The following is a 22,513-nucleotide window of genomic DNA, read 5'->3' as shown; positions in this document are numbered from 1 at the left end:
GGGCAAGCGGCTCGGTCAGATGAAACTGAACGTGCCACGCTCCTTTTCAGTATCCACGCTGACGGCAACCTTGCGGCCGACGGGCGAGGCATCTTCACGTAACGTCGCGAGCGCGGCGGGGGATGCGACGGCAAGTGCCCGGCGCCCATCCTCGAGGCGTACGAACGCGATGCCTTTGTTCGGTCCTTCCTTGCCATGCGTGACCGTGAAGGTTTCCAGCGTGCCCTCGCAATCCTCGCCACAAAGTGTGACTTGTTCGGTTGGTGTTGCATAGGATTCTGCGGGTGCGAAACGGGTCGGCTTCTGTGTCGAGTAGATCCCAACCGCTTCCTTTGTCATCCAGCCACCATTGGCGAGCACAAGGCCATAGCTGCCGGGATCTGCGCGAAGGGTCGACACCATTTCCGCGATACCGTGCAGGGAATAATTGTTTCCCGGTCCGCCAAAAAAGGGCAGGCCACCCGTCAGGGTGAGTGGGCGCGGATCATTCTTCCAGTCGATGCCCAGCGCGGCAGTTGAAGAGAACACGGCGCATGGAAAGCAGGAATAGAGATCCAGATGCTTGATATCGCCTGTTGCTTTCGCGGCCTGATCCAATGCGCGATCTATGGCGGTCTGCATTGCCCATGAGCCGTCGAGTCTCGGGCGCAGCGATATCAGATCGTCGGCCGCTTCGCCTGCACCGTGAAGATAGACACGCTTGTCTTCCGGAACACCCAATGCGTCGGCTTTGGAACTGCTCATCAGGATCGCAGCAGCGCCCTGGTTCACAGCGTCCTGGGCGATGAACCATTTCAGGAACGGATCAGCATATTCGTAGTTCGCTTTGGACGGTGTCGAAAGAAACTCAACCGAGCGTTCCTCCGGGAATTGAGAATACGGGTTCTTTGCAGCAACAACAGAGAAGGGCTGGAAGAGTTCGGCCATGGCCTTGCGGTGCTGGCTGCGTGAATGGCCTTCGCGGGCGGCGATGGCGTTTTCGAACAGGCCATAGAAATAAGCTGGCGCGACGATGCCATGCTTGATTTCTTCGCGCGACAGCATCATCGGACCCATGCCGCGATCTTCGTAATCCGCATCAGCGCCGTCGGCCCAGTTAATTTCCACATTGTTCCGGCGCGCGCCCTTCGAAGCCCGATTGGCCTCGGAACCGGAGATCAGCACGCAGTCAGCATCGCCCGCATGGATGCGCGCGGCCATCTCATTGACAAGGGCCTGTGGGCTCTGACCGCCAACGGTTTCATAGATCAGCGTATCGGGTGCAGCGCCAATATCGCGCGCCAGCGTGCCGGGAAGGTTGGTGTTATGGCCGTGCGGGTGCGGTGCGCCACCGACTGAATCTTCAAAGATGCGAACAACCGCAATCGTGTCGATGGCCTTGGAGAGGTCTGCACCACTGTCAGAGAGGGCTGCCCTGGACGCGTCGACCATGAGCGACAGGGGCGACGGCGCACCGTCTGCTCCGCTTGTTCCATCCCACTGGCTGAGGCTTTGACCCACGCCAACCAGAACCGGCAGATCGCCTTTTGCCATGACACGCTCCCTTATCGTTGTGTGAAACGACACCTAGCGTGCGAAATTCGGCAAGGCGAGCCGGTACGTTGGGGAAGGAGGCGATGATCGGCGCCGTGCCCGGTCAGGTGGGCACGGCGCCTTCAATGCTGGGTCACTCGCCGTTCAGCAGGCCCTTTTCACGCATGAAGCCAAGAATGACTTCGGCGGCTTCTTCCGGAGAATTGTTCACTGTGTCGATGCGCAGTTCGGGCGCCTGAGGTGGCTCGTACGGGCTATCGATGCCGGTGAAGTTCTTGATCTCTCCAGCGCGGGCTTTCTTGTAGAGGCCCTTCACATCCCGGTCCTCCGCGACGCTGAGTGGCGTGTCGACATAGACTTCAATAAATTCGCCATCAGCCATCAGATTGCGCGCCATTTGTCGCTCTGACCGAAACGGCGAGATGAACGAGACCAGCGTGATCAATCCGGCGTCGGACATCAGGCGGGCGACATTGGCGACGCGGCGAATATTCTCGACGCGGTCCGCATCGGTAAAACCGAGATCGCGGTTCAGGCCGTGACGGACATTGTCCCCGTCCAGCGTGAAAGTGTGCTTGCCTTGGGCAAACAACAGTTTCTGCAGGGCGTTGGCGATGGTCGACTTGCCGGATCCTGACAGGCCGGTAAACCAAAGCACGGCTGGCTTCTGGCCTTTCTGTTCCGCAAGCGCAGACCGATCAACATCCATGGCTTGCCAGTGGATGTTTGATGCGCGGCGGAGTGCGAAGTCGACAAGGCCGAGACCAACCGTGTCATTCGTCATCCGGTCGATCAGAATGAAGCCGCCCATCTCTCGATTGACATCATACGGATCATACGGAATGGCTTGGTCTAGAGATAGGGTTGTAACGCCAATCTGGTTAAGCTCCAGCGTCTTCGCGGGAACATCGTTCAGTGTATTGACATCAATGCCATACTTCGGCGCGTTGACCGTGGCCGTGACAGTCTTCGCTCCCATCTTCAGCAGGTAGCGGCGACCGGGCAGGAGTGGCGTTTCGCTCATCCAAAGCAGGCGAGCCTGAAATTGGTCAGACACTTCGGAAGGGTCTTCGGCTGAAACGAGAACGTCGCCGCGCGAACAGTCGATTTCATCGTCCAGCGTGATTGTAACGGATTGTCCGGCGATTGCCTGCTCAAGGTCACCCGTCGCCGTGACAATTCTCTGGACGGTGGACTGCTTCCCGGACGGCATGGATTTGACGCGGTCACCAGGTTGGATCGAGCCCGCAGCAATCTGTCCGGAGAAACCTCGGAAGTCGAGGTTGGGTCGATTGACCCATTGGACAGGCATACGGAAAGGCGTGTTCAGGCGGCGATCACCAACCGGCACGGTCTCCAGATAATCCATCAGGCTGGGGCCATCATACCAGTCTGTTTCATTCGATTTGCTTGTAATATTCACGCCCTCGAGGGCAGACATCGGGATTGGCTGGATTTCCAAATCCGTCGCCAACTCGTCTGCGAAGGCGTAGAAATCGTCTACGATGTCGTCATAGGCCTGTTGGCTGTAATTGATCAGGTCCATCTTGTTGATGGCCAGCACGACTTTGCGAATGCCCAGCAGGGATGTGATGAAGCTGTGGCGCCGTGTTTGCGTCAAGATGCCCTTGCGCGCATCCACCATCAGGATGGCGACATCTGCGGTGGATGCGCCGGTCGCCATATTGCGCGTATACTGCTCATGTCCTGGCGTATCGGCGACGATGAACTTGCGCTTGTCGGTGGCGAAAAAGCGATAGGCCACGTCGATCGTGATGCCTTGCTCCCGTTCAGCGGTCAGTCCGTCAACGAGCAGGGCAAAGTCGATATTCTCACCCTGAGTTCCCACTTTCTTGGAGTCGCTTTCGAGAGAGGCCAACTGGTCCTCGAAGATCATCTTTGCGTCATAGAGCAGGCGACCGATCAGGGTCGACTTTCCGTCGTCCACGGATCCACAGGTGATGAAGCGAAGCAGGGATTTATGCTCATGCTTCTCCAGATAGGCGGCGATATCTGATTCAATCAGGTCGTCATTGAGGCGCATCAGAAATAGCCTTCCTGTTTTTTCTTTTCCATGGATCCGGACTGGTCGGCGTCAATGACGCGGCCCTGGCGTTCGGATGTGGTGGTCAGGAGCATTTCCTGGATGATGTCTTCGAGCGTGGCGGCTGTGCTTTCGACCGCGCCGGTCAGCGGGTAGCAGCCAAGTGTACGGAAGCGGACGGACTTGGTGACCGCCGTGCTGCGCAATTCTTCCGGCATTCGGTCATCATCAACCATGATGTCCACACCATTCCAGTTCACGACGGGGCGCGGGGCAGCAAAGTAGAGCGGGACAATCTCGATGTTTTCGCGGCGGATATACTGCCAGATGTCCAGTTCGGTCCAGTTGGACAGCGGGAAGACTCGAACGCTTTCGCCCTGATTGATACGTGTATTGTAAACGTTCCACGGCTCTGGCCGCTGGCGCTTCGGGTCCCACCGGTGCTCGGCTGAGCGGAAGGAGAAAATGCGTTCCTTGGCGCGGGATTTTTCTTCGTCGCGTCGGGCGCCGCCAAAGGCTGCATCGAACTTGTACTTGTCGAGCGCCTGCTTGAGGGCGAGCGTTTTCATCACATCTGTGTGCACGGCTGATCCGTGACTGAACGGCCCGACGCCGTCGCGGACGCCATCTTCGTTCACATGCACCAGAAGATCGAAGCCCAGCTCCTTGGCTTTCCGGTCGCGAAACTCGATCATTTCCCGGAATTTCCAGGTTGTATCGACGTGCATCAATGGGAAGGGAGGGCGCGATGGATAGAACGCCTTCATCGCAAGGTGAAGCATCACCGCCGAATCCTTGCCAACGGAATAGAGCATGACCGGATTTTCGCACTCGGCGGCCACTTCGCGGATGATGTGCAGGCTTTCAGCCTCCAGCCTGTCGAGGTGGGTGAGGTTTTTCAAAACGCGTACAGTCCTTCAAGCATCATCAGTATATGTAAGTTCTTGATATCCCAGATATAGCGGGCTTGCTTGGGCGATAGACCCGAATGTGTGTGACATCCATAATTTGATCGTTCAGCAGAGCTAAAGCATGCAATATGCCCACCATGAGACGGTTTTGCCTGTCTGTTGTCGCATTCCTACACAAAGTGTCATTATCCTGGCGGATTCAGGCGGTCTAAATACGCTTTACCCGAATGGAGGTAGAGTATGTGCGGAATTGTTGCGATCACAGGTACGGAAACCGTTGCCGGGCGTCTCGTCGACGGCCTGAAGCGTTTGGAGTATCGTGGCTATGACAGCGCCGGCATAGCTGTGCTGGCGGGAGATGCAATTGAGCGCCGCCGCGCCAGGGGCAAGATCGTCAATCTGGAAGCCCTCATGGCCGACGCGCCGGTTGATGGCCCGACTGGCATCGCCCATACGCGCTGGGCCACGCATGGCAAGCCGAACGAGACCAATGCTCATCCCCATGTGTCAGGCAAGGTCGCGATTGTGCACAATGGCATCATCGAGAATTTCCGCGAGTTGCGTAAAGACTTGCAGGCGCGGGGCCGAACATTCGAGTCTGAGACAGACAGCGAAGTCATCGCACAGCTGATCGACCAGAACATGGCCGAAGGCATGGACGCGGTTGATGCATTCGAAGCCGCGCTGAAAAACCTGTCGGGCGCTTTCGCCATCGCTGCCATCTTTTCCGGCAAGACGGACTTGCTGATGGGCGCGCGCAAGGGCAGCCCGCTGGTCCTCGGATACGGGCAAGGCGAAATGTTTCTTGGCTCAGACGCTATCGCGCTGGCTCCCCTCACGCGCGATGTCACTTATCTGGAAGAGGGCGATTGGGTCGTACTGACGCCCACCAGCCATGATGTGCGCAATGCAAATGGTGACCGCGTAAACCGTCCCCGCGTGAAATCCGCTGTGAACGAAGGCCTGATTGAGCGCGGCGAGTATGATCATTTCATGCTGAAGGAAATTCACGAACAACCGGAATCTCTCGCGCGCTCGATCCTGCCCTATATCGACCAGGCAACGCAGACGCTCAATCTGGGCGACGTGGCCGATACGATGTTCGCCAAGGCTGATCGGGCTGTGGCGATTGCCTGTGGCACAGCGTATTATGCCGCCCACACAGCGAAATACTGGTTTGAACAGAAAGCCAAACTGGCGTTCGAGACCGATATCGCATCTGAATTCCGCTATCGTGAACCTGTGCTGCCTCAGACCGGTCCAGCAATGTTTGTCAGCCAATCCGGAGAGACAGCCGACACGCTGGCAGCCCTGCGCTATTGCCGTCAAAATGGCACCCCGGCCGTGGCTGTGGTCAACGTACCCGAAAGCTCGATCGCCCGAGAGGCGGCGGCGATCGTGCCGACCTATGCCGGGCCAGAGATTGGCGTAGCCTCCACGAAGGCTTTCACCGCGCAATTGTCTGTTCTGGCTGTGCTCGCCCTTAATGCAGCCAAGGCTCGGGGGCATCTTTTGCCTGGTGATGAGGTAATGGCGGTCAAAAGTCTGATGGCGTTGCCACGCAAGGTGACCGAGGCACTTGAGGCACAAGATGATATCCGCGAGATCGCAAAGACGTTGGCCCCTTGCCAGGATGTCTTGTTTCTTGGGCGGGGGCGGTACTTTCCACTGGCGTTGGAAGGCGCACTCAAGCTGAAGGAAGTGTCCTATATTCACGCCGAAGGCTATGCCGCCGGCGAGTTGAAGCATGGCCCCATCGCGCTGATCGAAAAAGATCTTCCGGTCGTTGTGATCGCGCCAAAAGACGAGCTGTTCGAGAAGACCATTTCAAATGTCGAGGAAATCCGCGCACGTGGCGCGCGTGTCATCCTCACTTCGGATGCAGCCGGCATCAAAGCTGCCGGTAACCGGGCTGACCATGTGATTTGCTTGCCGGATGGTGATGATATCAGCCTGCCAGTGCTGGCCGCAGTGCCGTTGCAATTGCTGGCCTATCATGTGGCTGTTGCCAAAGGGACTGATGTCGACCAGCCGCGCAACCTCGCCAAGTCAGTCACCGTTGAGTGATGAGACGCGCCTGATCGTATCAAATGCGGATCGTGACCACCTGACCTTGCTGGACAGCGTCTTCCTGGCCTGCCTTACTCATGCAGAATGTGGGAGATTCGTGCGTGCCGACCTATGATTTGGAAGAAATTGAAGCCCGGATCGAGACGGTCCTGGCGGAGAAGGGACCCCGGCTCGGCAAGGAGCTGGCTGACGATCTTTATGGCGTTCCACATCTGGCCTTGTGGCAAGCCTGCTATCAGAGCCGCAAGCTGCACGTGTCCCATTTCGCCAGCTACTATTTGCGATTTGATATCACGCGCGACGATCAGGTGCGGCTGAGCCCTTCGATCCTGCGAGATTTCCTGTCCTTCACCTTGTTCGGCTTGCCGGGCCAACGCGACAAGATGATCGAGCGGCAGGGCATCCTGTCGAACATGCATCGGGAGATCAGCCGCGAAAAGCTGTCGGTGGCCCAAGCCGTGATGAAGCAGGTATTCGTCACTCTGGGACGCGACATTCGCAGCCAACTCTGCGCATTTATCGCGGGCGATCTCGCCTACTATCTCGCGCACAATGAGCCACGGGAACACGTCGCGAGCGGGGAGATGGTGAAGGGCTCGGATATCGATATCATCATCATTCTCAGTGAATCCCTGCCGGAAGATGTGCAGGCCCGGATCGACACGGAGATGACCGCGCTGAAGAATTTCTACTTGCGTCATCCAGAGCACCGGCACGAGATTGATTTCATCTGCAAGCGCAAATCGGTGATGGAGCGGCAATTCCAGTATTCTGACATCCATGACAAAATCGCCAGCAAGATTGCCTATGAGTCCATGTTTCTCGGCGGATCTCTGACGCTGTATATGGAAGTGCGCGATGCGATGGTTCGGACCGGTGTTGACCGCATGATTGAGGGCGATTTCGATCACGCGCTCAAGGATCGCAAAAACGCCATGCACAAATTGCTGGAAGCGCACAATGACACAATTGATGAGGAGACGCGCTCGCTGTTCTACTTCTCGCAAGAACGTGTCGAATTTTCCTGACAAGCTGAGTGAAGTGTTTGCCCCTTGGTTATCTTTGGGGTGGAATATTGCTTGGAAGGCACCGGCCGCAGGACGAGTTGGATGCCGCTATGGGAGGAATCTTCATGATCCGGTATCGCAACATAAAATCGGTGAAGCCCATTCCGCGGTCCATGCTGGCGGCTGCCATGCTGGGTGCGTCGGCCATTGTGCTGGGGGCCTGCGCAGGCGGCGGAGGAGGCGGCGGCAGTTCCGCTGTCACGCCGATGCCCCCTCCGCCGCCGCCTCCACCGCCGCCGCCCTCGAATCCGTTTCCTGACACAATCGCAGAGCGGGAACAGTTCGAAACGCGCGAGTACAATGCCACAGTAGGCCTGCCCATTATCGGTGCGTCAGCAGCCTATGCACTTGGAGCGACAGGCCAGGGTCAGACTGTGGCGGTCATCGATACGGGGACTGATTCTGATCATCCCGATCTCCAAGGGGCTGTTGTGCAGATGTTCGATGTCTGTGCGGACACTGCCTGTGCTGGCTTCAACGCTGCTGGAGACCGGGTCACCATCACTCGTCAGGATGGCGATACCGACACCGAAGGCCACGGCACACTGGTTACGGGCGTCATCGCTGCGCGTCGGCAGGACGATTTCAGCAGCGTGTTGGACGATAACACGCCGAACGGCATTCAAGGCGCCGCGTATGAGGCTTCCATAATCGATATCCGGGCTGACTCGCCCGGCAGCTGTGCGCGCACCGGGGAAGATGAAGGTTGCGTCTACAACGACGATACGCTGGTCCGTGCGATTGAATACGCCGTGGCTCAGGGGGCTTCGATCATCAACATGTCTCTCGGTGGCGAGATCGACAATGATCCGCGACTGGAGAACGCCGTCCGCGCTGCGGCCGCGGCGGGTGTGCTGGTCGTCATCTCGGCCGGCAATGAAGCTGAACCGGCAGGGACAGATGAAGATGGCAATGACACCGAGGCGGTCGGGGAACGCCCAACCGAGCCTGCCTATATCGCAGGCGAAACATCTTCACTCGGGCGGGTTGTCGCCGTGGGCGCGGTCGACCCGAATGGCATTCTGTCGGACTTCTCGAACAGGGCAGGCAGTGCGGCGCAGAACTTCTACCTGCTCGCACCCGGTGAGGACGTAATCTCGACTGGCCCGGACGATGATGTCGCATTCCCCGGCGACCCGACGAATGATGCCGACAGTGATGGAGACTATTATCGCATTTCGGGGACATCATTTGCAGCACCTTATGTTGCGGGCGCATTGGCGCTCTTGCTGGACGCGTTCCCGAACTTGCAGTCCCAACCTGAAGTCGCTCTCCAGATCCTGCTGGATACCGCGACAGACTATGTAGACACATCGCCCGACCTGATCACGGGCGAGGTCGCGGGTGCTGGTACTGACAGCGTTTCCGGTGTGGGCCTCCTGAACCTCGAAGAAGCATTCCGACCACAAGGCCAGCAAAATCTGGACTTCGGTATCGAGAAAGTCAGCTTTACCGACGCGCTTGCGCCCAGCGGTGGCGCGTTTGGGGATTGGGCCACCAATTCCGGCGCGTTCAACAGCCTCGTCTTTCAGGACCAGTACCAACGCGGTTTCCGCCTGAATGCCGATGCCATTGCTGCGACCCTGCCGTCAGATGCGCTCGGCTCACGCCTGGTGAATTTTGAAACCCGCGCTGATTGGGCGGCGGGCGAATCCTATGCCGTTAATGCTGGAAACATGTCGTTCAGCTGGTCCCAGGCGCGGTTGCAGGATGATCCGACCGCCCCTTATCAGGAAGACCCGCAATCAACATTCCAGATGCGCTACAGTTTCGGCGAGAGCCAGGTGGAATTGGGACGAGGTGGATCATTGACGCATCTGGCGCCAGATATTTCCCTGCTCAACGAACCCGGTGTCGGGAACGCTTTTTCGACCGGCGGCGCATGGGCGAAATTCAGTCATGCCGTGACGGATGACCTGGTCATGGACATATTCTCTGCCGAGCAGGGCGGTCGCAGTCAGTCCGGCTTCATGTTCGGCCGCGATGCCCAGGATTGGTCAGTTCGTGCGGGCGCATCCTTCATTTCGGATGAAGATACGGCGCTGGGTGGAACACTGCAGGAGCGCTTCGGCGCGCAAGACCAGACCGAGATGACGGCATATTCGCTGGAGGGAGCATGGTTCGCCGGTTCCGACTGGGTCCTGTCTTCAGGAATGGAAATGGCGAGCGTCGACCTGCCAGGTGTTGATGTGGAAGGCATCTGGACGAGCCGCTGGTCGGTGGGCGCAGACCGATCACTGGGTGAGGGGCGGTTGCACTTCATCATGGCGCAGCCGCGGCGAGCCGAGACAGGTTTCTTGAACCTCGATGCGCCGATTGGTGTGGATATGAACAGTCAATTGATCCGGGATCTGGTGCAGGCTGAATTGACCCCCAGCGGTCGGCAAATCGATTTTGAAACGCGCTACACATTCGGACTGACCGACACATGGTCTGGCGAGGCCGCAGCTGTGGTCTCCACGTCGCCCAACCATATCAGCGGTGCCGAAGACCAGGAGGCGCTGTGGATGCGGCTGTCGACCCCATGGTAGGCCGCAGGTCATTGCTGGCAGTCGCGAGTGGGTTCATCCTGACCGGATGCGCCTGGTTGCCGTTTGGCGAAACCGCGTGCCCGGAAATCACGGACACGTCGGCATGGATCAATCGCATGCCGGGCCCGGGTCAGTCCGGGGGCAAATTGCACGTTGTTGTCCGTGTTGCGGATGAGCAGTCCTGGCGGCTTGGCTCTGTTCCGACTGAGGGTGAGGGCTTGCTGATCCTCAACCTCACGGAAGGTGGGCCGTCCGTTCCCGGAACGGCAGCTTACCAGCAGTCGCGGAAGCCATTGCCCCAGCGAGTCAAAATAGAATGCCACGGCAAGACCGTGGCATTCATTGACAAAATCACTGTCGCGTATTGAGGCGGCGCTAGTTCGCGAGGCGCTTCAATTCATCTACAAGGTCTGTCTTTTCCCAGCTGAACCCACCATTCTCGGTCGGGGTCCGGCCGAAATGCCCGTAGGCTGCGGACGGGCCGTAGATCGCCTGATTCAGCTTGAGGTGCGTGCGAATGCCTTTGGGCGACAGGTCGAACAATTCGCGCAGCGCCGCGGCGATACGGTCCTCGTCTGCATTGCCCGTATCATGCGTGTCCACATAGATTGAGAGCGGCTGCGCCACACCGATCGCATAGCTGACCTGAATGGTGCAGCGATCAGCGAGGCCAGCGGCCACAATGTTCTTGGCAAGGTAGCGCGTGGCGTACGCGGCCGACCGGTCCACTTTGGACGGGTCCTTGCCGGAGAATGCACCGCCGCCATGGGGCGCAGCGCCACCATACGTGTCAACAATGATTTTGCGGCCGGTCAGGCCGGCGTCGCCATCAGGTCCGCCAATGACAAAGCGTCCGGTGGGGTTCACGAAAAACTTGTCTTCGTCCGGAAACCAACCATCGGGAAGGATGTCTTTGATCACAGGGCGGACGATTTCACGCAATTGTTCCAGCGTGGCGCTATCCTTGTGTTGATGGGATACGACAAGCGCGTTTACACCGACAGGCTTTGACCCTTCATACTGCAGTGTAACCTGGCTTTTTGCATCAGGCTCGAGCTCGGGGTGTGTGCCATCATGGCGAAGTTGGGCGAGGCGCTGAAGGATCTGGTGCGAATAGACCAGTGTGGCTGGCATCAGTTCCGGGGTCTCGTTCGTGGCATAGCCAAACATGATGCCCTGGTCGCCTGCACCTTCCTCAGCGTAGAGGCCTTGTCCAGCTTCGACACCTTGCGCGATCTCAACCGACTGGCCGTGGACGTGATTGGCGATTTCCATGTTTTCCCAATGGAAGCCGTCCTGCTCATAGCCGATCCGTTTGACCACATCGCGGGCCGCATGGTTCATTTCGTCGTGCGTGATGACGGCGCCATTATTGGTGCGCACTTCACCGGCAAGGACAACACGATTGGTGGTCGTAAGGGTCTCGACGGCGACTTTCGCTGTTGGATCGCGCGACAGGAACAGGTCGACAATTGCGTCTGAAATCTGGTCAGCCACCTTGTCCGGATGGCCTTCGGAAACGCTCTCACTGGTAAATTCGTGGCTGGCAAGTTTCATGTCTGGCTCTCTATCAGTGTTCTTTTACCGGGCAAAAACGACCGTCTTTCCGGAATTTATGAAGATGCGGTGCTCTGCATGAGCCTTGACCGCGCGAAGCAGGGCGTTGCCCTCCAGATGCCGTCCGCTCTCGATCATGTCAGCCGGGCTGAACGTATGGTCGATGGCTTCGGTGAGCTGGGTAATGATTGGCCCTTCATCCAGATCGGCCGTCACATAGTGCGCCGTCGCGCCGATCATTTTCACGCCGCGGGCATGGGCCTGATGATAGGGGCGTGCGCCCTTGAATCCCGGCAGGAAGGAGTGATGGATATTGATGCACCGCTTTTCGAGACGACGGCAGGCTTCATCACTCAGTACCTGCATATACCTGGCGAGTACGACGAGATCAGCTTGCGTGTCTTCAACGATGCTGAACAGTCGAGCCTCAGCGTCCGGTTTTGTTTCCTTTGTCACCGGAATATGGAACCAGGGTAAGCCCCAATGGGAAAAATCATCCTTGAGCGTCTCATTATTGGAGACGATGCCGACGACATCAATTGGCAACTCACCCCGCCGCGCCGCGTAGAGGAGCGTGTTTGCGCAATGCTCTGATTTCGACACCATCAACAGTGTCCGCACGGCCTCACCTTCGGGATGGACTGACCAGTCCGCACCCAACTCGTGAGCCATTTCCGCCAAATCATCTTCAAGTCCAGCCGGCAGGGCGTCGGTCGTCCCGTGGAAGACCAGTCGTGCAAAGAAGCGGCTGGTTTCCGTATCCCCAAATGTACGCGACGCGGCGATGAAGCAATCATGACGCTCCATCAGTTTTGCCAGCCCTGCGACCAGTCCAACGCGGTCGGGGCAGGCAAATTTGAGGATATAGGGACGTGCCACGGAAGAAGGTTTCCCCTAGTAGCGGTAGTGTTCAGGCTTGAACGGACCGGTCGTCTGAACGCCAATATAGTCAGCCTGTTCGCCGGAAAGCTCTGTCAGCTGAACGCCAAGCTTTTCGAGATGAAGCAGGGCGACTTTCTCGTCGAGGTGCTTGGGCAGCGTGTAGACCTTGTTCTCATACTGCTCGCCGCGCACATGCAGTTCGATCTGCGCCAGCGTCTGGTTGGTGAAGGATGCCGACATCACGAAGGAAGGGTGACCCGTGGCATTGCCGAGGTTCACGAGGCGGCCTTCAGACAGCAGGATGATCCGCTTGCCATCCGGGAAGGTGATCATGTCGACTTGCGGCTTGATGTTCGTCCATTCGAAATTGCGCAGGCCTTCGACCTGAATTTCATTGTCGAAGTGACCAATGTTGCAGACGATGGCCATGTCTTTCATCGCACGCATATGGTCGACGGTCAGGATATCCTTGTTGCCAGTCGCGGTGACAAAGATGTCGAATTTCGGTGCGGCTTCATCGACCGTCAGGACTTCATAGCCGTCCATCGCGGCCTGAAGGGCGCAGATCGGGTCAACTTCGGAAACGGCAACGCGCGCGCCGGAACCGGACAGTGACGCAGCCGAGCCTTTGCCAACATCGCCATAACCGGCGACGAAGGCTTTCTTGCCAGCCATCATCACATCCGTGCCGCGACGGATCGCGTCGACCAGAGATTCCTTACAGCCATACTTGTTGTCGAACTTCGACTTGGTGACGGAGTCGTTCACATTGATGGCGGGGAAGGGCAGCTCACCCTTCTTCTCAAGCTGGTAGAGACGGTTCACGCCGGTCGTCGTTTCTTCCGACACGCCGCGGATCGCTGCCTTGGTCTTGGCAAACCAGCCAGGGGACGCAGCAAGGCGCTTCTTGATCTGTGCGAAGAGGAACTTTTCCTCCTCCGATCCTGGCTTTTCGAGGAAGGCCGGATCGGATTCGGCGCGCTCACCGAGGATCAGGTACATGGTGGCATCGCCACCATCATCGAGGATCAGGTTCGCCCCGGTGCCGTCATGCCAGTGGAACATGCGGTCAGTGAATTCCCAGTACTCTTCCAGCGTTTCACCCTTATAGGCGAAGACCGGTGTGCCATTGGCTGCGATGGCGGCGGCGGCATGATCCTGCGTTGAGTAGATGTTGCAGGAAACCCACTGAACGTCGGCGCCGAGGGCTTCGAGCGTCTGGATCAGCACAGCCGTCTGGATCGTCATGTGCAGGGAGCCAGCGATCTTCGCGCCCTTGAGCGGCTGCGACGGGCCGAACTCTTCGCGCGCGGCCATCAGACCCGGCATTTCTGTCTCGGCGATGGCAATTTCCTTGCGACCATACTCGGCGAGGGAAATATCGGCGACGCGGTAGTTTTCAGCCATATCAATGATCCTTTATATGTTTGTATCGCGGCTAACATGGCGCACATCAAAAGGCAACGCGCGAAGTGCGCGTTACCCGTACTGAGTTCTGATTTCGCGGACGGCTTATTCGTTGAAAGCCCTGATCGCGTCGACGATGCGTGTCTGGTCCGCCTCTTCCAGATAGGGGTGCATCGGCAGCGCAATCACGTGTTTGCTCGCTGCTTCCGTGACGGGCAGCGTGCCGTCCGCGGGTTTGAAGCGGGCGCAGAAATCCTGCTCGTGGATCGGCACCGGATAGTAGACGGCGGTGGGGATCCCCTGCGCCGAGAGATGCGCCTGAAGGCCGTCGCGGTTTTCATGCTCTATGACGTATTGCGCCCAGACACTCTTGCCGCCCTCAATGACGCTCGGCACGCGTCTGACATGGCCGGTCAGGCCCGCGGCATAGCGATCCGCCACAATCTGGCGTTTCTCGATCTCCTCAGCGAAGATTTTCAGTTTCTCCAGCAGGACTGCGGCCTGGATCGTGTCGAGGCGGGAGTTCATGCCGACGCGCAGGGAGAGGTATTTCGGGTCATGATGGAAATTGCGCTCGGCCGCATCGGTCGGGGTGACCTTGCCATAGACGCGCAGGGATTCGATCCGCTCGGCGAGTTTGGCGTCATTCGTGATGATCGCGCCGCCATCGCCGTAACAGCCCAGCGGCTTGGCAGGGAAGAAGCTGGTCGTGGCAATATCGGCCCAGTCGGACGGGTGCTTGCCGTTCAGCGTACAGCCATAGCCCTGCGCCGTGTCAGCGATCAGATTCAGGCCGAACTCGTCGCAGATTGCCTTGATTTCGGGGTAGTTGGCGGGCTGTCCGAACAGGTCGACGGCGATCACGACTTTCGGCGTCAGCTTGCCCTCGGCTTTCACGGCCTCAATCTGCTTGCGCAGATGTGCCGGGTCCATGTTGTAGGTCTCTGGCAGAATGTCGACGAAGACCGGCGCAGCACCAAGCCAAGGCACGACTTGAGCAGTCGCGACGAAGGTGAAGGATGGGCAGAAAACGGCGTCGCCGGGCTTCAGTTCCCACGCCATCAGCGCGAGCGCGAGGGCGTCTGTGCCATTGGCGCAGCTGACGGATTGCGCAGCGCCACACCAGGCCGCAAGCTGGTTTTCCAACTCGGAGACTTCGGGGCCAAGGACGTATCGCCCGCTTTCCACCACGCCCTGAATGGCCGTATTGATTTCGGCTTCGATGCGCTTGCGCTGTGCTTGAAGGTCAATGAAGGGGATGGACACGAGGAACCTGCCTGTTCTGCGATCTGATGCTGGCCGAATACGATCAACCCATAATGGGTGCAAGTCACGAGCGGTTACAGACTAATTCTGCGAATGTTTTCACACTCATGCCTGCGGGGAGTCGCAGCATGAGGGATTGTGAACGAATGCGACTGAATAATGTGCCGATTGGTTGCTGTGACAGCGGACTTGGTGTAGCCCGGAAGGCGGGCCGGGGCGACCATGACAGGGGCGTAATGTCTGGAATTGAACGACTGGCAAAAGCCGACAGGGCGCCGCTTTTTTATCTCGATTGCGGGCATGTCGGGAAGTTTGCTCTGATACGGAGTCGCAACCCAATCCCTTTTTGCGAAATTACAGGATTTGCTAAATGAAACGATATGTCGTGACGGGTGGCGCCGGATTCATCGGATCTGCGCTTTGCCACCTGCTATTGTCGGAAAGCGACGCCGAAGTCGTGGCTGTGGACCGCATGACTTATGCGGCTAATCAGGTCACGCTTGACGAATTGAGCTCTCAGGCCGGTTTCCGTCACATAGACGCTGATGTTCGAGATGTTGCGCGCATGACGGAGATCGTTCAGTCGGTCAAACCAGACGTCGTTTTTCATCTGGCCGCTGAGACGCATGTTGATCGTTCGATTGATGGGCCTGCGGAATTCGTCACGACCAATGTTGTGGGCACATATGCGATGCTCGAAGCGGCTCGGACATATTGGTCTGACCTACCTGACGAGGCAAAGCAACACTTTCGCTTCGTACATATTTCGACTGACGAGGTATTCGGCTCTCTGGGCGCGGAAGGCCATTTCAGCGAGACGACGCCATATGATCCGTCATCGCCTTATTCTGCCAGCAAGGCCGGGTCGGACCATCTGGCAAGGGCGTGGCAGCGCACTTATGGGCTGCCGGTTGTGGTCTCCAATTGTTCAAACAATTACGGACCGCGCCAGTTCCCCGAGAAACTCATACCCTTGATGGTTCTGAACGCTCTGGAAGGCAAAGCCCTTCCGGTGTACGGCACGGGAACCAATGTGCGCGACTGGCTGCATGTTGAAGATCACGCCCGCGCCCTTAAGATGATGGCTGAACATGGCGTGCCTGGTGAGGTCTACTGTGTTGGCGGCGGTAGCGAGCGGACAAATCTGCAGATCGTGCACGAGGTCTGCCGAATCCTGGACGCCCGGCGTCCGGAAAATGCTCCTCATGCAGATCTGATCGAGTTTGTAACCGATCGTCCGGGGCATGATTTCCGGTATGCGATTGATGCGTCCAAGATCGATACGAAATTGGGCTGGACCCCAAGGCAGGATTTCGAAGCTGGTCTTGAAGAGACAATTGACTGGTATTTGACGCATGAGGCCTGGTGGCGGCCCCTGCGAGACAAGCACTATAGTGGCGAGAGGCTGGGTGTTAAGGCATGACACGCATCCTTGTCGTTGGAAAGTCGGGGCAAGTCGCGCAAGCGCTGGTCTCGGTAGGGGGTGATCGGATCATTTGTCCGGGGCGGCCGATCGTGGATTTGCTGGACGCAGACTCGCAGCTCAGCGCGCTCGACCGTTATGAGCCCATGGCGGTGATCAATACGGGAGCATTTACAGCAGTCGATGGCGCCGAGGCAGATGCTGACGGCGCCTATGCTCTGAATGCTGAAGGGCCGGGCTATTTGGCGGTTGCGTGCGCTCGGCGTGGCGTGCCGCTCATCCACATGTCGACAGACTGCGTGTTTGATGGCGCGAAGGATAGTCCTTACACGCCAAATGACACACCGAATCCGTTGGGCGTGTATGGCAAGACCAAGCTTCAGGGGGAGGTGGCTGTTCGCGAAGGGACTGAACGATCCCTGGTTGTGCGGGTGTCGTGGATATTTTCGCGATTTGGTGGAAATTTCGTGCGGACCATGTTGAGGGTGGCGCAGACCCGCGACGCAGTGAGTGTTGTGAGTGATCAAGTTGGTTGTCCAACGCATGCGCCCGATCTCGCACGGGCTCTGATCACAATCGCTGAACACGCGGCCAAGCCTGGCTTTGATAGCTGGGGTGTTTACCACGTTGCAGGGGCGGGAGAGACCGATCGCGCATCCATGACGCGGCGGATCTACGAGGTCAGCAAGGAGCTGGGCGGTCCGGTCGCCGATGTGAACGGTATTTTGACGGCGGACTATCCCACGCCGGCGCAAAGGCCCCTGAATGCGCGGCTTGATATGGCCGAGACCCGCCGTGTTTTCGGAATTGAAATGCCAGACTGGAATATTGGCCTTTCCGAGACGGTTTCCGCGATTATTGCCGAACCTGCACAATAAGGCTTTCGACCCGTGCGAAGACACTTTTCAGCTGCACATTCGGCTTCGAATTTTTATCTTCTTCGCCCAGTCCCGATGAAAATCGGCATGTCTATACGCAAGACGCGCGTCCGGGCGATGGCAGTGCAGCTTAAATTCAGTTAGCGGTTGACCAGCCTCGCCGAGATGGTCCAAACCAAGCGGACAATTGCTATGTGGAGTGTTGGCGGATGAAGGGCATCGTTCTGGCAGGCGGGACGGGGTCTCGATTGTTCCCGTTGACGAAGGCTGTCTCAAAACAACTGATGCCGGTTTACGACAAGCCGATGATCTACTACCCGCTGAGCGTACTCATGCTTGCCGGTATTCGAGACGTTCTCATCATCACGACGCCCGAGGATCAGTCCCAGTTCAAGCGACTGCTGGGAGATGGGTCGATGTTCGGAATCAACATCGAGTTTGCCGTCCAGGAGCAACCAAACGGTCTGGCCGAAGCGTTTATTATCGGCGAGGACTTTGTGAAGGGCGGCCCGTCAGCCCTGGTCCTTGGGGACAACATATTCTACGGCGCCAATCTCGGCTTGATGTGTGCGCAGGCGGCTGCACAGGCCGACGGAGCGACAATCTTTGCCTACAAGGTTGCGGACCCGCAGCGCTATGGTGTTGTTTCCTTTGATAAAGACTTCAAGGCGTTGACGCTGGAAGAAAAGCCGAGCGCGCCCAAGTCGAACTGGGCGATTACCGGCCTCTATTTCTATGACGAACAGGTCGTCGATATCGCACGCGATTTGAAACCGTCCGAACGAGGTGAACTCGAAATCACCGACGTCAACCGCGCCTATTTGGAAATGGACAAGCTGAAAGTGAAACAGCTGGGCAGGGGATATGCCTGGTTGGACACTGGGACACATGACAGTCTGCATGAAGCATCCAGCTTTGTGCGTACGATCGAGCACCGGCAGGGCGTCAAGATCGCCTGTCCGGAGGAGATTGCTTTCGAAAAGGGCTATCTCGGGCGCGAAGAATTGCTTCATGCCGCAGACCAGCTCGGCAAGACAGAATACGCCGTTTACCTGCGTACACTTGCAAACCAGAATTGAGGACAGTGATTGATGAATGTGCGTGACCTTGGCCTTGATGGCGTCAAGGAAATCGTCCCGGCGCGTTATGGCGATGCCCGTGGCTATTTCAGCGAGACCTACAATCACAAGCGTTTTGTTGACGCTGGAATTGAATTGGATTGGATTCAGGACAATCACTCCTTCTCTGCAGAGAAGCACGTGTTGCGAGGCCTCCACTTCCAGACCCCTCCCTTTGCCCAAGACAAGCTTGTGCGCGTCGTTACCGGTGCGGTATTCGATGTGGCCGTGGATATCCGCAAGGGATCACCGAACTTTGGCCGGTGGACGGGGGTCACATTGACCGCGGAAGCGGGAAATCAAATCCTGGTACCGAAAGGCTTCGCGCACGGCTTCTTGACGCTGACGCCAGATGTACATGTCATCTACAAGGTCACGGCGCCCTATGCCCCGGACAATGATCGCTCTATTCGGTATGATGATGCGGAAATTGGAATTGAATGGCCTCTGGACGGCGCCGTGCCGCAACTCTCCCAGAAAGATGAACAGGCCGGCAGTCTGCAGGACACTGATACGGGATTTGTGTATCAGGGCTGATCAATCGATACCGTGATACTCCTTGTACCACGCGACAAATCTTTCGACGCCATCCTTGACGGATGTTGAGGGCCGGTACCCGACGGCTTCCGTCAGCTTGGTCACATCGGCATAGGTGTTTTTCACATCACCCGGCTGCATCGGCATCAAGTTGCGTGTGGCCTTGCGCCCCAGGGAATTTTCCAGAGCCTCCACATAATCGAGCAGTTTTACGGGCTGGTTGTTGCCGATATTGTAAATCCGGTACGGAGCATTTGACGTTGCCGGGTCGGGCGCGCTCGCGTCCCAGTCCGGATCAGGCTCCGCGACCTTTTCTGCAATTCGAAGGACGCCCTCAACGATGTCATCGACATAGGTGAAATCGCGAGACATCTCTCCATTGTTGAAGATGTTGATTGGCTCACCGCGGACGATCGCGTCCGTAAACAGGTACAGCGCCATATCGGGCCGCCCCCATGGTCCGTAGACGGTAAAAAATCGTAATCCTGTGGTGGGTAGGCGATACAGGTGGCTGTAGGCATGTGCCATCAACTCATTTGCCTTCTTGGTGGCGGAATAGAGTTGTAGCGGATGGTTCGCCCCGTGAGATTCACTGTAGGGAGATGTCGTATTCGCGCCATAGGCGCTTGATGTCGATGCATAGACCAGATGGGGCGTTTTGGCTGTTCGGCAAGCTTCCAGCATGTTGGCAAAGCCGACCAGATTTGACGATACGTATTCTTCAGGATGGGTGATCGAATGGCGCACCCCAGCCTGAGCGGCCAGATGAATCACGCGATGAAAGTCATGTGACTCAAAGCAGGCGTTCAGCTCTGCTGCGTTCTCGAGATTTCCCTCGACAAAGTTGAACGAAACGCCTTCTTTTGCCGATGTGTTTTCCAGCTGTTTCAGACGCGCCCGTTTCAAGGCGGGATCGTAGTACGCATTCAGATTGTCGAACCCAACGACTGGCACGCCCCGTTTGAGAAGCGTGTTTGCCACATGAAATCCGATAAACCCTGCGCTCCCGGTGACCAGGTAGGTTTTGCTATCTGTGGCTGAGGGCATGTAATCGAATTCCGTGATGGTTCAGGTGAGGGCAGGGACCAATCCAGTTGGTCGTTGCGATACAGAGCGGGCAATCTTGTTGATACTGCGTCGCGGGCGGGCAGGCTAGGTGTCGCGTTTTGCCCAGAAGTTCAAAGTTCCCAACTCTCCCAAGTGCGACATGGGTTTGCTGCGGCTGCGCTTGGCATAGTTTCCAGACTTTCCGATCTGATAACGGAAGCCGAGGCGCGTGAGGATCGAAAGAACATCGTCCAGGGCGATATCAGACGGGTTTGCGCCCAGATGCCATTCCACGCACATTTGTCTGACATTGGCGAGGGCATCCCCAGCGGCCATTAGGACTTCCCCTTCAGCGCCTTCAATATCCAGTTTCAGGAAGTCCACTTCGCGATCAAGATAATCAGCCAGAGGCACTGTTTCGATTGTCAGCTCCTCAATTTCATCGCCAAATGTCCTGCGCCGCTCGGTGAGGGATCCTGCCATACTGTAGTCTCCGGACATGAAGAATGTGGCGGTGCCCGGTTTCGCGGCCAAGCCTTTTTTCAACACTGTTACGTCACTCAACTTGTTGCGGGCGACATTTTTCGACGCCAGATCGTGAAGGAAGGGAACAGGCTCGAATGCCAGAACCTCTGCATTCGGATAAAGTTCCTTGAAGTAGGCGCTCGACATCCCGAAATTGGCGCCAGCGTCGATAATGTAGGGCTTCTTCTGATCGGTATCGAAATAGTATTCCTGATCCATGAGGATTTCATGGATCAACGTCCAGATCGCATGCTTGTCAACATAGGTCAGCGTTGAATCGCGCATCAGGAATTCCTGCCCGCGGCACAAATGTTCGGTGAAGAAATCTCGCAGTACGATATCGTTTGGAAAGCCACCATCGGGAATGGGAGCTGTCTCCAAATCTTTCAGGACCGGGCTGTCGCCGTAATACACTTTCAGTCTGGAAATCATGTCCAGGTACTTCGAAAATCCGTCCAATTGGCGCTGCTTCATGGGCCAGGTGCCGGACAGGACGCCCACTGCTTCTCTTTCATTGAGTTGAGAGGTCAGGATGGAATTCCGGACGGAGGAAAGTTCACCAATCGCGGCCTGCACTTCCCCATTTCCGAAGAAGGTCTTCCGGTTCGTCTCACTCAAAGTGTACTCGATAAGGAAGCGGAGATCGTTTCCGAGCGCGTTCCGGATTGACGTGGTCGCAATAGCTGCGGCCTGGACTTCTTCCTTTCCGAAGAAGGTTTTTCGGTTCTCTTCGCTCAAGGCAAATTCGGTGAGGAATCGAACGTCATTTCCAAGCGTGCGACGGATGGATGTGGTCGCAATAGCTGCGGCCTGGACTTCTCCGTTTCCAAAGAAAGCTTTTTGGTTGTCGTTGCTCAGCGCATACTCGGTGAGGAAGCGGAGATCGTTTCCGAGCGCGTTTCGGATTGACGTGGTCGCAATAGCTGCGGCCTGGACTTCTCCGTTTCCAAAGAAGGCTTTTTGGTTGTCATTGCTCAGAGCATGCTCGGTGAGGAAGCGGAGATCGTTTCCGAGCGCGTTTCGGATTGACGTGGTCGCAATAGCTGCGGCCTGGACTTCTCCGTTTCCAAAGAAGGCTTTTTGGTTGTCCTTGCTCAGCGCATACTCGGTGAGGAAGCGGAGATCGTTTCCGAGCGCGCTTCGGATTGACGTGGTCGCAGTAGCTGCGGCTTGGACTTCTTCCTTGCCGAAGAAGGTTTTTTGGTTCTCTTCGCTCAAGGCAAATTCGGTGAGGAATCGAACGTCATTTCCAAGCGTGCGACGGATGGATGTGGTCGCGGTTGCGGCGGCCTGAATTTCCCCATTTCCGAAGAAGGCTTTTCGATTTTCTGCGGATAAAGCCGATTGCACAAGAAAACGGACATCCTTGCCAAACTTGTCGCGGATGCCACTCTGCTTTGATGCAATGGTCCGGATACGGCCATCCGCGAAGAACGCATTGCGATTCTTGTCGGCCAAGACTGAATTGATCAGGAACTCGACATCTCTGCCAAGCCTTTCCCGTATCCAGGGCAGGGCAAGAAATCGATCGCGCATACTGGGTCGGCTGGCCACGCCATCGAGGAGCTCCGGCGAATCATCGACGAACGCGCTCAAAAGATCAGATTTTTCCTCAGCAGATGTCGTGCGTTTGACTTCAGCCAGGAGGAGTTGCCTGAACCTGCTGCTTTTCAACAGCAGTCGGCAGAGTGTGGAAATCAGTCTCTTCATAATCGGG

General features: G+C 57.2%; 17 protein-coding genes. 8 read left to right on the top strand and 9 right to left on the bottom strand.

What is annotated here, in order from left to right; genetic code table 11:
• Positions 1-15: 15 nt before the first annotated feature.
• The 3 genes from CFA77_RS13640 to cysD form a co-directional block, all read right to left on the bottom strand.
• On the bottom strand, positions 16-1,533 hold the full coding sequence (locus tag CFA77_RS13640; protein ID WP_206991155.1) for an acetyl-CoA acetyltransferase: 1,518 nt from the start codon (positions 1,531-1,533) through the stop codon (positions 16-18).
• Positions 1,534-1,666: 133 nt separating this feature from the next.
• Positions 1,667-3,577, bottom strand: coding sequence for a sulfate adenylyltransferase subunit CysN (gene cysN / locus CFA77_RS13635; protein ID WP_206991154.1), 1,911 nt, complete (start codon positions 3,575-3,577; stop codon positions 1,667-1,669).
• Complete coding sequence (gene cysD, locus CFA77_RS13630; RefSeq protein WP_034810883.1) at positions 3,577-4,479, bottom strand: sulfate adenylyltransferase subunit CysD; 903 nt, start codon at positions 4,477-4,479, stop codon at positions 3,577-3,579. The genes cysN and cysD overlap by 1 nt, the downstream gene beginning before the upstream one ends.
• A gap of 249 nt (positions 4,480-4,728) precedes the next feature.
• Between cysD and glmS the strand changes: the two genes are divergently transcribed.
• The 4 genes from glmS to CFA77_RS13610 all read left to right on the top strand — a co-directional run bounded on the left by glmS (position 4,729) and on the right by CFA77_RS13610 (position 10,524).
• Positions 4,729-6,555, top strand: coding sequence for a glutamine--fructose-6-phosphate transaminase (isomerizing) (gene glmS / locus CFA77_RS13625; RefSeq protein ID WP_206991153.1), 1,827 nt, complete (start codon positions 4,729-4,731; stop codon positions 6,553-6,555).
• A 104-nt stretch (positions 6,556-6,659) separates the two neighbouring features.
• The gene (locus CFA77_RS13620) at positions 6,660-7,586 is read left to right on the top strand and encodes a hypothetical protein (RefSeq protein WP_206991152.1); all 927 of its coding nucleotides are present in this window, start codon (positions 6,660-6,662) and stop codon (positions 7,584-7,586) included.
• Between the two features lie 104 nt (positions 7,587-7,690).
• Positions 7,691-10,156, top strand: a complete 2,466-nt coding sequence (locus tag CFA77_RS13615; protein WP_206991151.1) for a S8 family peptidase — start codon at positions 7,691-7,693, stop codon at positions 10,154-10,156.
• Positions 10,129-10,524, top strand: a complete 396-nt coding sequence (locus tag CFA77_RS13610) for a hypothetical protein (protein ID WP_206991150.1) — start codon at positions 10,129-10,131, stop codon at positions 10,522-10,524. Before CFA77_RS13615 ends, CFA77_RS13610 begins: the two co-directional genes overlap by 28 nt.
• 7 nt (positions 10,525-10,531) lie before the next feature.
• Here the strand turns inward: CFA77_RS13610 and metK are convergent, their stop codons facing one another.
• The 4 genes from metK to CFA77_RS13590 all read right to left on the bottom strand — a co-directional run bounded on the left by metK (position 10,532) and on the right by CFA77_RS13590 (position 15,268).
• A complete protein-coding gene (gene metK, locus CFA77_RS13605) occupies positions 10,532-11,713 on the bottom strand; it encodes a methionine adenosyltransferase (RefSeq protein WP_206991149.1) in 1,182 nt (393 codons plus the stop codon).
• 24 nt (positions 11,714-11,737) lie between these two features.
• Positions 11,738-12,592, bottom strand: a complete 855-nt coding sequence (locus tag CFA77_RS13600; protein ID WP_206991148.1) for a formyltetrahydrofolate deformylase — start codon at positions 12,590-12,592, stop codon at positions 11,738-11,740.
• Between the two features lie 15 nt (positions 12,593-12,607).
• Positions 12,608-14,002, bottom strand: coding sequence for an adenosylhomocysteinase (ahcY, locus tag CFA77_RS13595; protein ID WP_034810898.1), 1,395 nt, complete (start codon positions 14,000-14,002; stop codon positions 12,608-12,610).
• A gap of 105 nt (positions 14,003-14,107) precedes the next feature.
• Positions 14,108-15,268: a DegT/DnrJ/EryC1/StrS aminotransferase family protein gene (locus CFA77_RS13590; protein WP_242517372.1), complete on the bottom strand. Its 1,161-nt coding sequence runs from the start codon at positions 15,266-15,268 to the stop codon at positions 14,108-14,110.
• Between the two features lie 370 nt (positions 15,269-15,638).
• On the opposite strand from CFA77_RS13590, the gene rfbB reads away from it, so the two are divergent.
• From rfbB to rfbC, 4 genes are all read left to right on the top strand, one after another.
• Positions 15,639-16,691, top strand: a complete 1,053-nt coding sequence (gene rfbB, locus CFA77_RS13585) for a dTDP-glucose 4,6-dehydratase (RefSeq protein WP_206991147.1) — start codon at positions 15,639-15,641, stop codon at positions 16,689-16,691.
• A complete protein-coding gene (gene rfbD, locus CFA77_RS13580) occupies positions 16,688-17,569 on the top strand; it encodes a dTDP-4-dehydrorhamnose reductase (protein WP_206991146.1) in 882 nt (293 codons plus the stop codon). The genes rfbB and rfbD overlap by 4 nt, the downstream gene beginning before the upstream one ends.
• 209 nt (positions 17,570-17,778) lie before the next feature.
• Positions 17,779-18,648, top strand: a complete 870-nt coding sequence (gene rfbA, locus CFA77_RS13575; RefSeq protein ID WP_206991145.1) for a glucose-1-phosphate thymidylyltransferase RfbA — start codon at positions 17,779-17,781, stop codon at positions 18,646-18,648.
• A 12-nt stretch (positions 18,649-18,660) separates the two neighbouring features.
• Entirely contained in the window at positions 18,661-19,224 is a 564-nt protein-coding gene (gene rfbC, locus CFA77_RS13570; protein ID WP_206991144.1) for a dTDP-4-dehydrorhamnose 3,5-epimerase, read from the top strand.
• Here the strand turns inward: rfbC and CFA77_RS13565 are convergent, their stop codons facing one another.
• Together CFA77_RS13565 and CFA77_RS13560 are read right to left on the bottom strand one after the other, a co-directional pair.
• Positions 19,225-20,271, bottom strand: coding sequence for an NAD-dependent epimerase (locus CFA77_RS13565; RefSeq protein WP_206991143.1), 1,047 nt, complete (start codon positions 20,269-20,271; stop codon positions 19,225-19,227).
• 105 nt (positions 20,272-20,376) lie between these two features.
• The gene (locus CFA77_RS13560) at positions 20,377-22,506 is read right to left on the bottom strand and encodes an FkbM family methyltransferase (RefSeq protein WP_206991142.1); all 2,130 of its coding nucleotides are present in this window, start codon (positions 22,504-22,506) and stop codon (positions 20,377-20,379) included.
• Positions 22,507-22,513 lie beyond the last annotated feature (7 nt).

Origin of the sequence: Hyphomonas sp. KY3, assembly GCF_017309975.1 — a bacterium.
Taxonomy (GTDB): Bacteria; Pseudomonadota; Alphaproteobacteria; order Caulobacterales; family Hyphomonadaceae; genus Hyphomonas.
This window is presented reverse-complemented; position numbering and strand designations above follow the sequence as displayed.

Bases quoted from the DNA above. Each gene is read 5' to 3' on its own strand.
- CFA77_RS13560 (WP_206991142.1), bottom strand. From the start codon at position 22,506: ATGAAGAGACTGATTTCCACACTCTGCCGACTGCTGTTGAAAAGCAGC.
- rfbD (WP_206991146.1), top strand. From the start codon at position 16,688: ATGACACGCATCCTTGTCGTTGGAAAGTCGGGGCAAGTCGCGCAAGCG.
- ahcY (WP_034810898.1), bottom strand. From the start codon at position 14,002: ATGGCTGAAAACTACCGCGTCGCCGATATTTCCCTCGCCGAGTATGGT.
- rfbA (WP_206991145.1), top strand. From the start codon at position 17,779: ATGAAGGGCATCGTTCTGGCAGGCGGGACGGGGTCTCGATTGTTCCCG.
- cysN (WP_206991154.1), bottom strand. From the start codon at position 3,577: ATGCGCCTCAATGACGACCTGATTGAATCAGATATCGCCGCCTATCTG.
- glmS (WP_206991153.1), top strand. From the start codon at position 4,729: ATGTGCGGAATTGTTGCGATCACAGGTACGGAAACCGTTGCCGGGCGT.
- rfbB (WP_206991147.1), top strand. From the start codon at position 15,639: ATGAAACGATATGTCGTGACGGGTGGCGCCGGATTCATCGGATCTGCG.
- rfbC (WP_206991144.1), top strand. From the start codon at position 18,661: ATGAATGTGCGTGACCTTGGCCTTGATGGCGTCAAGGAAATCGTCCCG.
- CFA77_RS13565 (WP_206991143.1), bottom strand. From the start codon at position 20,271: ATGCCCTCAGCCACAGATAGCAAAACCTACCTGGTCACCGGGAGCGCA.
- metK (WP_206991149.1), bottom strand. From the start codon at position 11,713: ATGAAACTTGCCAGCCACGAATTTACCAGTGAGAGCGTTTCCGAAGGC.
- CFA77_RS13640 (WP_206991155.1), bottom strand. From the start codon at position 1,533: ATGGCAAAAGGCGATCTGCCGGTTCTGGTTGGCGTGGGTCAAAGCCTC.
- CFA77_RS13615 (WP_206991151.1), top strand. From the start codon at position 7,691: ATGATCCGGTATCGCAACATAAAATCGGTGAAGCCCATTCCGCGGTCC.